The 16,350-nt window shown below is 33.1% G+C and carries 11 protein-coding genes, 1 riboswitch and 1 other annotated feature; all 11 genes read right to left on the minus strand.

Going from position 1 to position 16,350, the window contains the following annotated elements; genetic code table 11:
• Nucleotides 1-47: 47 nt before the first annotated feature.
• Nucleotides 48-175, minus strand: a sequence feature (ribosomal protein L20 leader region).
• Nucleotides 176-237: 62 nt separating this feature from the next.
• Entirely contained in the window at nucleotides 238-1,725 is a 1,488-nt protein-coding gene (locus ACF91D_RS24400) for an amino acid permease (RefSeq protein ID WP_042738457.1), read from the minus strand.
• A 209-nt stretch (nucleotides 1,726-1,934) separates the two neighbouring features.
• Nucleotides 1,935-2,106, minus strand: a riboswitch (Lysine riboswitch).
• Between the two features lie 62 nt (nucleotides 2,107-2,168).
• Nucleotides 2,169-4,106, minus strand: coding sequence for a threonine--tRNA ligase (gene thrS, locus ACF91D_RS24405; RefSeq protein ID WP_107527048.1), 1,938 nt, complete (start codon nucleotides 4,104-4,106; stop codon nucleotides 2,169-2,171).
• A gap of 343 nt (nucleotides 4,107-4,449) precedes the next feature.
• Complete coding sequence (dnaI, locus tag ACF91D_RS24410; RefSeq protein ID WP_042738455.1) at nucleotides 4,450-5,373, minus strand: primosomal protein DnaI; 924 nt, start codon at nucleotides 5,371-5,373, stop codon at nucleotides 4,450-4,452.
• Between the two features lie 3 nt (nucleotides 5,374-5,376).
• Nucleotides 5,377-6,774, minus strand: coding sequence for a replicative helicase loading/DNA remodeling protein DnaB (gene dnaB, locus ACF91D_RS24415; protein ID WP_107527047.1), 1,398 nt, complete (start codon nucleotides 6,772-6,774; stop codon nucleotides 5,377-5,379).
• Nucleotides 6,775-7,245, minus strand: a complete 471-nt coding sequence (gene nrdR, locus ACF91D_RS24420; protein ID WP_042738453.1) for a transcriptional regulator NrdR — start codon at nucleotides 7,243-7,245, stop codon at nucleotides 6,775-6,777.
• A gap of 422 nt (nucleotides 7,246-7,667) precedes the next feature.
• Nucleotides 7,668-8,696, minus strand: coding sequence for a type I glyceraldehyde-3-phosphate dehydrogenase (gap, locus tag ACF91D_RS24425; protein WP_107527046.1), 1,029 nt, complete (start codon nucleotides 8,694-8,696; stop codon nucleotides 7,668-7,670).
• A gap of 451 nt (nucleotides 8,697-9,147) precedes the next feature.
• On the minus strand, nucleotides 9,148-9,768 hold the full coding sequence (gene coaE, locus ACF91D_RS24430; RefSeq protein ID WP_119624542.1) for a dephospho-CoA kinase: 621 nt from the start codon (nucleotides 9,766-9,768) through the stop codon (nucleotides 9,148-9,150).
• Between the two features lie 16 nt (nucleotides 9,769-9,784).
• Nucleotides 9,785-10,657: a bifunctional DNA-formamidopyrimidine glycosylase/DNA-(apurinic or apyrimidinic site) lyase gene (gene mutM, locus ACF91D_RS24435; protein WP_042738450.1), complete on the minus strand. Its 873-nt coding sequence runs from the start codon at nucleotides 10,655-10,657 to the stop codon at nucleotides 9,785-9,787.
• Nucleotides 10,658-10,672: 15 nt separating this feature from the next.
• The gene (gene polA, locus ACF91D_RS24440; protein WP_107527044.1) at nucleotides 10,673-13,303 is read right to left on the minus strand and encodes a DNA polymerase I; all 2,631 of its coding nucleotides are present in this window, start codon (nucleotides 13,301-13,303) and stop codon (nucleotides 10,673-10,675) included.
• Between the two features lie 243 nt (nucleotides 13,304-13,546).
• Complete coding sequence (gene pnpS / locus ACF91D_RS24445) at nucleotides 13,547-15,250, minus strand: two-component system histidine kinase PnpS (RefSeq protein WP_119624543.1); 1,704 nt, start codon at nucleotides 15,248-15,250, stop codon at nucleotides 13,547-13,549.
• The gene (locus tag ACF91D_RS24450) at nucleotides 15,250-15,960 is read right to left on the minus strand and encodes a response regulator transcription factor (protein ID WP_042738447.1); all 711 of its coding nucleotides are present in this window, start codon (nucleotides 15,958-15,960) and stop codon (nucleotides 15,250-15,252) included. Before ACF91D_RS24450 ends, pnpS begins: the two co-directional genes overlap by 1 nt.
• Nucleotides 15,961-16,350: the final 390 nt, after the last annotated feature.

Below are 16,350 nucleotides of genomic sequence, written 5' to 3' on the forward strand. Positions count from 1 at the left end.
CTGATCTTTTGCTATGGTTGACACCTCCAAGATTTTTACGAAATTATCCCAAGCAAAAAGAGCGAGTACATAATATACCCGCTCTTCTCTACACATGACAATCCATGTATATATAGACCTGCCAACTGCAATTAGCGTCGCTACAGGTGAGAAGCGGGAGCTTCTTCTTGGTTCGTTTCGTATTCAACGTTACCTATCATATCAACATTAATTGGCTAAGTCAATAGTTTTGTTAAATTATTTTATTTCATCCATTTTTACATCTTGACGTAAGTCAACTTGTTCTAAAGGAATCTTCTTCGTTTTATAGCGTAATTTATGATAGATAAAGAACACTAAGAATACTGGTATTCCCATATAAGTAATGACAAAGCGATTTAAATCAAAGTCACCTGTTTTGATGAAATCAACGTCTTGACCAATGATAACAATCACACATAATATACCGGCAAAAATAGGTCCAAATGGGAATAGTTTAGCAGTATATTTAAGCTTAGATTTATCATAATTTTGCTTGTTAAATGCCTTTCTAAATCTATAGTGGCTTATCGCAATACCTACCCATGCAATAAAACCGGTCATACCACTCGCTGCAACGATATATTGATAAGCATCTCCACTTACATGTTGTAATAAGAAAATACCGATTACAATTAATGCAGTTACGAATAATGAAATATACGGCACACCGTATTTGTTAGTTTTACCAAAAATTGGAAAGGCTAGTTTATCTTTACTCATTGAATATAACATACGTGTTGATGCATACATTCCAGAATTACCTGCAGATAATACTGAGGTAAGTATGACAGCATTCATAAATGACGCTGCAAATGCTAAACCAGCATTTTTAAAGACTAATGTAAATGGTGATGTAGCTACACTATCATCTCCACCCATTAACGCAGAGCTATCATATGGAATTAACATACCGATAACAAATATCGCTAAGATATAAAATAATAATATTCTCCAGAATACTTGTTTTATCGCTTTAGGTACTGCACGCTCTGGATTTTCAGATTCACCTGCAGTAATACCAATCAATTCTGTTCCTTGGAATGAGAATCCGGCAACTAAGAATACACCTAATATAGATAATAAGCTTCCACCAATACCATCACCTAAGATTGGTCCATTTCCTTTTGTAAATGTATCAAAACCAACAAATTCGCCACCCATGATACCTACAATCGTTAACAATCCAATCGCAATAAAGATAATAACTGTTACGACTTTAATCAAAGCAAACCAATATTCACTTTCTCCATAAACTCGAACTGATAAAGCATTTAGACCAAAGATAATTATTAAGAATAAACAACTCCACAACCACGCTGGAATGCCTGCTAAAGGACTCCAATATTGTATAACTTGTGCAGCTATTGTAACATCTGCCGCTACTGTTATTACCCAGTTAAACCAATAGTTCCATCCTAATGCAAATCCTAATGAAGGATCTACAAATCTTGTTGCATATGTACTAAATGAACCAGATACCGGTAAATAAGTAGCCATTTCACCTAGTGATGTCATTAAGAAGAATACCATAGCACCGATTATAGCGTAGGCGAGCAATGCACCTAGAGCTCCAGCGTCATGGATTGCACCACCTGAAGTCATAAATAACCCAGTTCCGATACAACCTCCAATTGCGATCATTGAAATATGACGGTCTTTAAGTCCCCTTTGTATACCATCATTCTGATTATTTTGTTTTGCCATAGAAGCTTCCTTTCTTTGTAAACTTAGAGGTTAACTTTCTATATGTTTTAGCCAGTGTTTTTATAGTTTGTTTCATACTGACAGCTTATGATTATCCACATCAGTAGTCACTATAATTTTGCTCTTTCCCGAAGCATATGCTTTATAGTTTTACGCCTAAAAAAAGGTTGCATACCTAATAGATATGCAACCAATTTAATAATAGCATGTATATAGGTAGCACATCACATATGTGACAGTTCAGTCTCTTTCGATAACTGACCCAACAAACAGTATAAATGGATAATGTCTGTTTCGGCGATTTTACCTTTTAACATTCGTCATATGCCCCATTCGACATCAAAATGCTTACTTATTAAAAACGCAACCTCTAACTCAAATTTTATGAATTTTATTTATTTCACTAACTTGTAATATACATTATTTTGTAAAGACTTTCAAGACTATCTTTGTTTTTTCAAACGAATCTCATCTACAAGATTCCAAATGAATTCATCTTTTTCAAGTGTTTCTTGATCTTGCGAACCATATTTCCTTACATTTACTTCATTGTTTTCAACTTCTTTATCACCAACAACAAGTTGATAAGGAATTTTTTGCATTTGAGCTTCTCTTATTTTATAGCCCATTTTTTCATTACGATCATCAATGTCTACACGTACGCCTTGTGATTTCAACTCATCTTGAATATGACGTGCATAATCATAATGTAAATCAACATTAACTGGAATAATAGCTACTTGTTTAGGTGCTAACCAAGTAGGATATGCACCCTTAGTTTCCTCAGTCAAGAATGCAACAAATCGTTCCATTGTTGACACTACGCCTCGGTGTATAACTACTGGGCGATGTTGTTCACCATCATTTCCGATATATGTTAAATCGAATTTTTGAGGTAATAAGAAATCGAGTTGTGCAGTAGATAATGTTTCTTCTTTACCCATTGCAGTTTGAACTTGAACGTCTAATTTCGGACCATAGAACGCGGCTTCACCGATTGCTTCTTCATAATCCAATTCTAATTCATCAGCCGCTTCTTTTAACATGCTTTCAGCTTTGTTCCACATATCATCATCATCGAAGTATTTTTCTTTATCTTCAGGATCGCGGTAACTTAATCGGAATGAATAATTTTCAAAACCAAAATCATTATAAACATCAATTATAAGATTAACAACGCGTTTGAATTCTTCTTTAATTTGATCTGGACGTACGAAAATATGCGCATCATTTAAAGTCATACCACGAACACGTTGCAATCCTGATACTGCCCCACTTGCTTCATAACGATGCATTGTACCTAACTCTGCAATACGAATTGGTAACTCACGGTATGAATGTGGTTTATTCGCATAGATCATCATATGATGCGGGCAGTTCATAGGGCGTAGTACCATTTCTTCATTTTCGTCTAATTTCATTGTTGGGAACATATCATCTTGATAATGATCCCAGTGACCAGATGTTTTATATAAATCAACATTTGCCATAACTGGTGTATACACGTGACCATATCCCATGCTCACCTCTTTATCGACAATATAACGTTCGATTTCACGGCGAATTGTAGCACCGTTAGGTAACCATAAAGGTAGACCCGCACCAACAAGTTGGTTATTAGAGAATAATTCTAACTCCTTACCAATTTTACGGTGATCACGTTCTTTTCTTTCTTCAAGCATTTGTAAATGTGCTTTTAAATCCTTTTTGTCAAAGAACGCAGTACCATAAATACGTTGTAACATTTTATTATTGCTATCACCACGCCAATATGCACCAGCTGTAGATAATAGTTTAAACTCTTTTATTTTCGCAGTAGTTGGAACATGTACACCTCGACAAAGATCTGTAAATTCACCTTGAGAGTATAATGTTACATTTTCATCTTCAGGTATTGCATCAATCAATTCTTGTTTATAAGGGTCATCACTAAAGAATGCTTTTGCTTCATTTCTAGTTACCACTTTACGTTCTATTGGATAATTTTCATTGACTATTTGTTTCATTGTCTTTTCAATTTTTTCAAAGTCATCAGATGATATACTTTCTTCCATATCGAAGTCATAGTAGAATCCACCCTCAATCACTGGACCTACACCAAAGCAAACATCTCCATACAGACGTTTTAAAGCTTGTGCCATTAAATGTGCTGTCGAATGACGTAACACTTCTAATGCTTCTTCACTACCTGGTGTTACGATTTCAATTTCCCCATCTGTTTCAATTGGACGTGTTAAATCAATCAATTGTCCATTTAATTTACCTGCAACAGCTTTTTTACGTAAACCAGGGCTAATAGATTGTGCTATATCTTCAGTTGTTGTGCCTTTATCAAACACCTTCGAATTGCCATCTGGAAATGTTATATTAATTTGCTCCATAATTACCCTCCTATTTTTCATATGTACTATCATCAATAATGAACTGTCAAACACACTACTAAAAAACAAAAAGACCCCATCCCAAAAGGGACGAGGTCATCGTGGTACCACCCTAAAATAAGACATCGTCTAACTTAAAGTTAACTTTGCCTACTCTACTTAAGATAACGGTCTTGAGCCGGATGTGATTTAGCACACCATTTACAAAGTAGTAATGAACAAGTATACTTACCAAAATCTCATCTCACTTGGCTCTCTGTAAAGTATTCACTGATCCATCATGTCTTTGACAATTTCATATTGATTTAGATTTATCTATATTATACAACAATTATTCAATATTTCAATCGTTCCTATAATTTTTTCCTTCAAGATAGTATGGTGTAGCCAATGCTTTAATACGCTCTAATATTCTAGCCGCCTTAGTTTGCTCTGTACCATCACGGGTCACAGAAAGATGATGTTCCAATTCTTTGAAGCTCAGGTTAGATGTGAAGAATGTAGGTAGTTCTTGTACCATACGATAATGTAACAATGGGCCAATCACTTCATCACGTGCCCACGGCGTAATTTCCTCTGCACCGATATCATCTAATATTAAGATATTCGCTTCTCTTACACGTGATAACTTAGTTTCAAATGAACCATCTTTAAATCCACCCTTTAATGTTCGAATGAATTCTGGTAAGTATACGATAGTTGAAGGAATTTTTTTAGTCTTTAACTGATTGGCGATTGCTCCCATTATAAATGACTTGCCTGTACCAAATGGCCCATATAAATAAAGTCCTTTAACACCCGTCTCTTTATTGGTGATTTGTTCACACACTTTATTTACTGCCATAGCTACGTCCAATCTATCACGTTTATCCATATAAATATCTTCTAATTTAGCATTTAAAGTATCTCGTTGCATATGGTGCGAAGTAATTAGATGGGAGTTGAATCGTTCTTCATCATGCTTTATTTTACATGGACATGGCAAATATTTAATTTTTATATGTCCATGTTCAATATATAACTCTGGTACATGCCCCTTTACAAAGTTCGGACATTGTTCAAATGCATGGCCATCATAATGTTTTTGTTGATCTTTATATTCTTGCAAAATATTTAAATCTTCATCAATCATAGCATTAGTTAGATTCTTCTGATTTGACTCTAAAAAAGCTTTTACATCAGGATCATTTATTACATCTTTTTTAATTTTAGCAATGCGCTTTGATAAATCATTAGAATCCCCCATTATATTACTAAAAGACTTCATAACTTATTCCTCCTTCCATTGTTGTTTCAAATGTTTAAGAAAGGCTTCTCTATCAGCCTTTAATTTTTCATCTTCTTCTGGTTCATTGTTTGCAGTTGCAGGATGATCATCCTGATCCTTAGCTTCTAATAACCATTTTGGCGTCATTTCTCTTGACGCTAATTGACGTTGTTTATACTTCGGAGCATGATTACGTGGTTCAGATTGTGCCTTATTCACTTTCATCGCTTGTTGATATGCTTGCTCTGCAGTCTTAATTCCTTTTTTCTTCCAATTGGACGCTATTTCTAAAATGTAAGTCTTTGGCAACTTCATATCTTCTTTTAACATAACATATTGAAGTAATACATTAATGACACCGAAAGATAGTTTTTCTCGTTCAATTAAATCTTCAATCATAAACTTTTGTTGTGCAGTTGGTTCAGATTCTGACCAAGAAGCTAACATGTCAATCGGACTAGTTTCTTCTAGTTGCTGTAACCATTGTTGTTGTTTACTTTCCGTTGATGTACTTTGTTGAGTTGGTTCACTTTGTTGAGTTGGTGCAGATTTTGAAACTGCGTCACCCTTTTTATTTAATTTAGGTAACTGTTGTTCATGTTCAATTAAATAATAAGTTCGAGCATGCTTTCTTAACTCTTCAAAAGAAAGTTCTTGGGCACTAGTAATCGATTTCAAGATAATGCGTTTCATCGATTCTGGTGTCAAACCATATAAAGTAGCTAACTGTGTGATTAACTGTTTTGCATCTTTATTGATAATCTTTTTACTAATAAAATGTGTCTGCAATAGGTCATATAATGTCTCAAAATCAAACTTTACATCTGAAAGCTCGATGCCATTATAATGTTGGTCGTTCAGAATTTTACTCGTATCCACTTTAACTTGATGATTAGGTACTTTAAATACATCTGTAAATGTTCGCGTGACCTCTTGATAGTGTTGCATTGCTACAGTATGTTCTGCTTCGAAATACTGCTTTAATTGATGGTAACGCTGCTTACTGACTTCACTGTAAAGATAGACTGACAACATTGGATCATTAAAAAATTGTTTAGCAGAAGGTGGTTGCACCAATTGATAGACAAATGAGGAAAGTTGTTCATCATGCTTTACAAAGGATTTCATTAGCCCAATACCTTCTAGCAAATCCATTTGCTTTCGAAATTCTAGCAAATTAATCTTTAATTCACTCATAATAATATAATGTGTAGCAATTGTGTCGGCTGACTGCTCAACAAATTGGTTTAAATAATGGTACAAACCAATTGCCTCAGGACCTATAAGTGGTGTGAATAATCTATTTAGTATTTGCAAATGTCTGTGATTGATTTCAAAATTACGAATGACATTAAAGTTATCATGCGGTCGCAATCCATAATCATTTGCCTGTAATCCCATCTAAGAATCACTCCGTTTATTCTCTGCTAAAATACCTTGCATCGATTCTAATAATTGATCGACATCTTTAAACTCTTTATAGACAGACGCAAATCTCACATAAGATACTTGATCCACGTGCATCAATAAGTTCATTACATACTCCCCAATTTCTCGCGAAGAAATTTCAGCTTGACCTGCATCACGCAATTGCCATTCAACATTATTTGTAATTTCCTCTAACTGTTCGTATCGTACAGGTCTTTTCTCACATGATCGCACAAGTCCGTTTAAGATTTTCTCACGTAAAAATTGTTCCCTTGTTCCGTCTTTTTTCACGACGATTAATGGTCTCTTCTCTATATGTTCAAAAGTTGTAAAACGTGTCCCACACTTTTCACATTCTCTTCTTCTACGAATCGCATTAACTTCATCAGCATGTCTAGAGTCGACGACACGTGATTGCGTCGAATTACATTTCGGGCATTTCATCGTCTTATCACCCTCTCAATTTGATTAATTTTCATTATACTATAAATATGAGTCCCACAAAAGAATGGCAACACTTCAACTGAAATCACTTTACTTTTAGTTGTTTTATTATATTAAAATTTATAATTTACACCCATTTTCTTGATTTCTATTAAAAATGCGCCATATAATATTAAAAAAGCGTAACGATTTCGACCATCTCATTTGGCAAGTCATTTTATCACAATACGATTCAAACGTTAATATATTATTGTTGCAATTCAACATGGTGTTATCTTTTTCTGACTGAGGTATACTAAATACTCATAAATAGTAACAACTCCACATAATTAAGAAAACGCCAATCTCTATTTTTAACAATAGAAATCGACGTTTTAACTCATTAGAGATCGTTTACTCTACATTGATTATTATATTTTATATTAAGAATTAACCACGGCAGATGTCTGATTAGCAATTAACGAACCAATTTGTGCCGCTACTTCTACAACTCTATTTGAATAACCCCATTCATTATCATACCAAGCGATTACTTTAACCTTTTTATCACCCATTACCATCGTACTTTGTGTATCAATGATAGCAGAATGTGGATTTGTATTATAATCCATAGATACTAATGGTGCATCTTCTGTATCGATCACACCACCTAATGTATGTGCTTTGAATGCTTCGTTAACTTCTTCAACTGTAACAGATTTCTCTAAATCTACAACTAAATCTACTAAAGATACATTTTTTGTAGGTACTCTTAAGGCCATACCATGTAATTTACCTTCTAATTCTGGCAACACTTCTTTTAATGCTTTCGCAGCACCTGTAGAAGTTGGTATGATACTCTCATTGCAAGATCTTGCACGTCTCAAATCTTTATGAGGGTTATCAATATTGTTCTGATCGTTTGTAATCGCATGTATTGTTGTCATCAAGCCATTTTCGATACCAAACTGATCATTTAATACCTTTGCAACTGGACCAATACAATTTGTAGTACATGAAGCATTACTAAAGATATCATATGCATCGATATCCAATTGATCATCGTTAACGCCTTTAACTATCATTTGTACGTCTCCACCTTTAGATGGTCCTGTTAATAATACCTTTTTAGCCCCAGCTTTAATATGTGCATCTGCTTTGTCGCCATGATTAAATTTACCAGTAGCCTCTATTACGATATCTATATTCATTGAATTCCAAGGTAAATTTTCTGGATTTCTATCTGAAACTAATGTTATTTCATGATCACCAACTTTGATACCATTTTCAACTGGTTCCACAGTTAAATCATATGCACCATGTGTAGTATCGTAATTAATCAAGTGAGCAATTGTTTCCGGAGGGTAACTTGCATTAATTGCAACCACATTTAAGTCCTTATTTTTTAATGCGATTCTTAATACCATTCTTCCGATTCTGCCCATACCGTTAATTGCAATATTTGTAGCCATTAAAAAGCACCCCTCATCTTTGTGTTATACTTTATGGAAATAGTATAACATAAAACTTTGAATAAGAAAGCGTTTTCTTTTAGAAATTTCAATTTTTTATTTATGCTGTAATATGAAGCTTTTATTATCCCGAAATGCTGTAATAATTAGGCTATTAATACAAAATATATCTTGATTTATAAGACTAAATGATAAAAAAACGTCAATTCCTATTTAATGAACTTATGCCATAGGAATTGACGTTATTTTTTTGTATCAGTGTGTTACTCTCATTATTTAGCATTTATTGTTAAAAGCGTTACAACTTAGCTACGTTTCAAAACGTTAAAATTCGAAGCTAATACCTTAATAAATCAGTGTTTTTATCTTCGTTAAACTTGCTAAAGAGATTAACTTAAGCACCTATAGTTAATAACAATTACATACATGCTATTTAATATGACTAAAGTAATTACTGTCCATCTTCTATTTCATTATCAATATAACCCTCTTCAATCAATAATGTTTCGACATTTTGCTTTAATTCAAGTTTGGTATCTCTATTATCAATTACATGATCTGCCATTCGACGCTTTTTATCTATTGAAATTTGACTTAAGACACGCGCTTTAGCATCCTCTAAACTTAAATCATTACGTTCCATTAAACGCTCGATTTGTATACTTTCAGATGTATATACCAACCAAACTTCATCGACAGTATCCTGCAATTCATTTTCATAAAGTAATGGAATATCCATAATTACATTATAACCTTGTTCTAAATAGGCCTCTTTTTCTTGTTCCATAATTTCATGGACGATTGGATGGACGATTTCATTGAGTTCTAATCTCTTTTCAGGATAATTAAAAATAAGTTCTCCAACATATTGTCTATCCATCTCACCATTCTCTAAAATCGCTTCCTCACCAAAATGCTCACGAATTTGAGCGAGACCTGTCGTTCCTTTTTCTACTGCCTTTCGTGATGCAACGTCAGCGTCGACAATTTTAAAACCATGTATAGTTAATAATTCAGATACAGTTGATTTACCTGTAGCAATACCACCAGTTAATCCTATGATTTTTGGCATAATACTCACTCTTCCTTTACTTTTGGCATGTCGGACAAAAATGGCTGTTTCTCGTTGCGATAACTTGTGTTTCTATATCAGTACCACATACTTTACATTGCTTTTGTTTATATACATTTAAATGTAGTTGCATCGTACCTTTACTACCATCTGCATGTAGGTAATCTGATATGCTTGTGCCTCCATTTTTTATACCCACTTCTAGGACTTCTCGAACATAATAAAACACCATTTCTCGCTCTTGATGTTTTAAATCTTTTGATAACCTAGCAGGATGTATACCAGCCCTAAATAACGCTTCACAAGCATAAATATTTCCACAACCTGAAATGACTCTATGGTCTAGTATCATCTGTTTAATTGGTTTATTTTGATACAGTTTCTTATCAAACCATGACAAATAATGACTTAACGCACCATCTTCAAATGGTTCAGGCGCTATTTCTAAAAATGAAGGATAGGCATCAAATGAGGCCACATTTCTAATTTCTCCAAATCGTCGTATATCTGAATACACAAGCAACTTGCCATTTGCTAGTTTAAACACAACATGCCAATGCTTTCTATAATTCGTGTTTGTAATATCTTCTATTTTGTCTACAACAAAGAATCCACCAGCCATACCTAAATGACTGATTAAAATACGATGCTCATGCTGTTTTTTAAGATAGAAAACAATATATTTACTTCTGCGTTCTACCTTCTCAATTATAAATTGTTGCGTGAACATTTGGAACGTATCTAATTCCATTCCTTTGATAATCGTTTCTTTATTTGCTGCCTTACCTTCTTTTACTTTATTTGAAAAGTGTACACCTACAATTTTCTGATCGACAACAAATGGTTCAATTCCTCTTTTTACGTGTTCAACTTCTGGTAATTCCGGCATTATTGTACCAACTTTCTATTTTGCATCATACCATGTCTTGCCATAACTAGATTCTACTTTCAATGGCACATCTAAATCTAATGCATTATCCATAATATCTTCTATAAATTTCTCAAATTCTGATACTTCATTTTCAGGAATTTCGAAGATTAATTCATCGTGTACTTGCAATAATAACTTCGCATGAAAATCTGTATCATCAATTGCTTTAGCAAAATTCACCATCGCTAATTTAATAATATCAGCAGCACTACCTTGAATTGGTGTATTCATTGCTGTACGTTCAGCGAAACTTCTTAAATTAAAGTTACGGCTCGTAATATCTGGAATATAACGACGTCTATGCAATAGTGTTTCCACATAACCATTCGCTTTACAATCTTTAACAATATCTTCCATATATTGTTTCACGCCTGGAAAGCTATCTAAATAATCATCAATAAATTGCTTTGCTTGCTTTCTAGTAATTCCTAAACTTTGACTTAAGCCATAATCACTAATGCCATATACTATACCAAAGTTTACAGCTTTCGCCTGTCGACGCATCATAGCATCAACCTCATTAGGTTCCACATTAAATACTTTCATTGCTGTTGCAGTATGAATATCTTCATCATTGATGAATGCTTGCATCATACTTTCATCTTGTGTGATATGTGCTAAAACACGCAATTCAATTTGCGAATAATCCGCAGAAAATATAACGTTATTTTCATCTGTAGATTTAAATGCTTTTCTAATTTTCCTACCTTCATCTAGGCGTACAGGAATATTTTGTAAATTCGGATCAATTGAAGATAATCTACCTGTTTGAGCTAGGGTTTGATTAAATCTTGTATGAATGCGCTGGTCTTTACTAATTACTTTCTGTAATCCTTCAACATAAGTTGATTGTAATTTAGCCAATTGTCTATATTCTAAAATATACTCGATGATAGGATGTTCGCCCTTCAATTGTTCCAATACATCAACAGCAGTAGAATAACCCGTTTTTGTTTTTTTAATAACTGGTAAATGTAGATTTTCAAATAATACTACGCCTAACTGCTTAGGTGAATTGATATTAAATGATTCTCCTGCCGCATCATAAATATTTTGAATTAATTCATCTAATTTACTTTGAATTTCGCTTTCCATCGTTTGTAAATCATTTACATCGGTATAAATACCAATTTCTTCCATTTGACTTAAAATTTCTGCCAATGGTAACTCTAAATCAAATAGTAATTCTGCTTGATTATACTCAGTCAGTTGTTCAAGCATTAATGGATATGATTGGTTAATTGCTTCAGTAATGGTAGCGATGTAATGATTAAGCACATCATCTTCTGGTATCGAACGTTTCTTACCTTTACCATAAATAGCAACACTCTCTTTTACATAGTGTTGACCATAATGAGTTACGACAGAATTCACATCGTCTATCGTTCTCGATGGATCAATGATGTAACTTGCCAACATTGTGTCAAATGTAATATTTTTCAAATCGATATTTAAACGATGCGCTGTGATATACGATTTTTTAGCATCATAAACCACTTTTGCAGTTTGACCATTTTCTAACCATTGAACGAGATCTTTATGTTTATCTATGTCATTTGCATCAATTACTACATGATGTGACCCATCATAAAATCCAAATTTCAAAATATCATCTTTCAAATAGTTTGTACCATCAAGTTCAAAATGAATATTCGCTTCCTCTAATGTAGCAAAATCTATTTGATCAAAATGATCTACTACTGAAATTTCCTTTTCTTCGACATTACTATTATCGCTATCCACATCAATTTGTTCTAGTAATTGTTTAAACTCTAATTTCTTGAACAATTCTACTTTGGCTGTTTCGTCTAATTCATCAGGTAGCTTTGTATCGCTAACCTTCACTTCTATAGGACTCTCACAATTAATCGTAGCCAATGCCTTACTCATAATTGCATCATCTTTACTATTCTCTAGCTTTTCTTTTAATTTCTTACCTGATACTTTATCAATATGTTCATAAACATTCTCAACAGTAGAGAATTGCTTAAGTAACTTGATTGCTGTTTTTTCACCTACGCCAGCAACGCCAGGAATATTATCTGATGTATCTCCCATTAAACCTTTCATGTCTATGATTTGGTTTGGAACTAAACCGTCATATTTTTCGGCAATAAAGTCTGGTGTATAGTGATCTACATCTGTCACGCCTTTTTTCGTATAATAAATTGTAACATTATCCGTTGCCAGTTGTGTTAAATCTCGGTCACCAGTAACAATGATTGTTTGAAAACCTGATTGGTCAGCCTCTTTACTCAAAGTTCCTATAATGTCGTCAGCTTCGTAATTATCAAGCTCATAACGCTTAATTTGATAAGCATCTAATAGCTGTCGAACATATGGAAACTGCTCACTTAATTCTGGTGGGGTCTTTTGACGACCGCCTTTGTATTCTCCATAAGTTTCATGTCTAAATGTCGTCTTGCCAGCATCAAATGCCACTAAGAAATGTGTAGGTTGTTCTTCTTTAATTATTTTCTCAAGTAACATCGCAAAACCATATACGGCATTGGTGTGTATACCTGCCTTATTTTGTAAAAGTGGTAACGCATAAAAGGCCCTAAAGCTAAGACTATTACCATCTATTAAGACTAGTTTATTCAATATATTAACCTCCAACACATATTTACCTACTATTTTATCACAAATACAGCCTTAAACCGTATTGATTCGCAGCAATTTAACATAACAAAATGCGCCATTTAACATAACAAAATGCGCCATTTAATTATCATAATAAAAAGGACTAATCTTTTATGAGATTAGTCCTAAAATACATGCGACAGTGGTTGTTATCACTTCTGCGCTAAAATCAAATTATTTAATAATGATGATATTATACACTCATCATTCTTCTTGATTTGTTTCAAAAAAGGTCACTCTAAACGTAGAGCCTTCGTTTAACTTACTAAACACATTAATTCTACCATTGTGTGCTTCCATAATATGTTTAGTGATAGATAAACCTAAGCCAGTTCCACCTGAATCTCTACTTCTCGCTTTATCAACTCTATAAAACCTTTCAAAAATATGCTTCTGGTCTTCCTCACTTATTCCCATGCCAAAATCTTGAACTTCTAAGATGCGTTTATTCATGTCTTTATACACTTTAACAATGACTTGACTTGAATCTAAAGAATAACTAATTGCATTAGACAGAAGATTAATAGACACTTGAGAAACCTTGTCTTTGTTAGCATCTATTACGATATCTGGTTCAATTTCATCAATAATGGATATATTTTTATCTTCTGCTATGGTTTGCATATTTTGAATCGTTGATTGTGCAATTTCAGAAAGACTAACTGGTTCTGTTTCAATTTCTGTCTGCTGTTCTACATGTGACAACTCGAGTAAATCAAACACTAAAGTTTCGATACGATCTGATTCTTTAGAAATAATATTTAAGAAATCAGTTAAGGTTTGTTTATCATTCATCGCGCCATCTAATAAAGTTTCTGCAAATCCTTTAATTGATGTAATTGGTGTCTTTAGTTCATGAGAGACATTTGCGACAAATTCACGGCGTAAGTTTTCTAATTTTTTCAGATTTGTAATATCATGTAGTACTAGCACCATACCATAGAGATGCTTTTTTGATTTCGATAATATCGGCACACAAGCAGTATCAAAATATTTTTGATGTACTTGATTTAAAGTTAGTTCTACTTGATCATATACTGGCTTTTCAACTCTAAACGCCTCAGTAATTAAGCTTTGAATTTTACCATCAATAAAATCGCCATAACTTTTATGTTCTACTGCTTCATCCGGTGTGAACACCTCATAATAAGCGCGGTTAGCTACGACAATTTCACCGTATTTATCAATCATCAAAATTGAACTTGGAATATTTTCCACTGTAGTTTTCAATCTGTTTGACTGTAATTTTTGCTTATGATTTAACAATTGTAACTTACGAGCCAATTCATTCGTTGTGACAAACAACTCTCGTGTTTCTTTTACATTACTTTCTGGAACACGCACATGATAATAGCCTTCAGCTAATAAATTGGTTGCATAAGTCACTTCATTAATCGGCCTAATATATGTACGATTAATACTTCTTACAACAGCAAACATAATAACTAATACGAATAAGCCAATCAAACCAATGTATTTCCAAATCTTAATTTGCAAATCTAAAATATAATTATTAATACCACTAATATAAATCTGTTTATCTTTAATATCCGTATGGAACGTAAATCGACGATCATTATCCACTTTATCGTAAATCAAAGTGGATGGATTCGCTTCATTAAAGATTTCTTTATTAATCTTTAATCCTTTTTGTGTAGTGAAAAGTACACCATCTTCATCTTTTATTTCGACAGTTAATTTTTCATTTTTCGCAATATTAACAATCTCAGATTTCTTTTCTTGGTTGTACAAACTTAATAAGTGTTGAGCTTGATGTTCCAAATCTCCATTTTGGCTATTTGAAACCGTATTATAAACAACATGTGAAATAATTGCACCCAAAGCTAAAAAGCTTAGAATCACAATCGTACACAATAGAAATAAGAGTCGTTGATGGAATTTCAACATTATACCTTAGGTCTTTCCAATTTATAACCTAAACCACGAACTGTTTTTATTAGTTTAGGCTGCTTTGGATTTTCTTCTAACTTATCTCTTAAATGACTAATATGTACGTCCACAATTCGAGAATCACCCGCAAATTCATAATTCCAAACTGAGTTCAGCATATGTTCACGTGTGATAACACGTCCTTGTCTTTCGATTAAATACAATAATAGCTCAAACTCTTTAGGGGTTAATTCTAATAATACGTCATCTCTATATACTTCAAAGTACTCCGGTCTAATTCGAATAGAACCAATGATAATGTCTGATTCATCATTTTCTACTGTCTTCGCTTCGTTAATCATTGCAGAGCGTCTTAAAATAGCTTTTACACGCGCTACTACTTCTCTTGGTGAGAATGGCTTTGTCATATAATCATCTGCACCAAGTTCTAGTCCTAACACTCTATCAAATTCATCATCTTTCGCCGTTAACATAAGTATTGGCACAAGATTTTTATCTGATCTTATTGTTTTACATACTTCAATACCATCTTTTTTTGGAAGCATGACATCTAATACGACTAACTCTGGGTTTGTAGTGTTAACTTTTTCCAATGCTTCTTCACCATCATAAGCAACATCTACTATGTATCCTGCTTGTTCTAAATTATATTTTAACAAGGTTACAATAGATTGTTCATCATCTACTACAAGTACTTTTTGTGACATAATGTACCTCCAAATTTATGTTTACAAGTTGATTATAACTTAATTTTAAATAAAAATAACATAGTTCTAACGATATTTACATAATCTTTACATTGAGCTAATATTAGCAAATTATTAAGCTAGTATAAAGTTCAGATAATTATAATATAAACTCTCTGTTATGCTATTTTTGATTATTGTCTTTTATTATTCCTTAAAATCATCTTCATAAAACCTTAACATTAAAAATTGATTATTTAATTCCAGATAAATGTACCCACTTTTCAAATAGCACCATCTATAACCACTTATCCAGCGTATAGTTTCAAACAGTTATTACAATTAGATTACTATAATGCTCAAGGTATTATATATCAGATAAAAAATTTATATAGGTACGTTACTTTACCT

Source organism: Staphylococcus sp. 231237_7MaSpsaltlick (assembly GCF_043107035.1).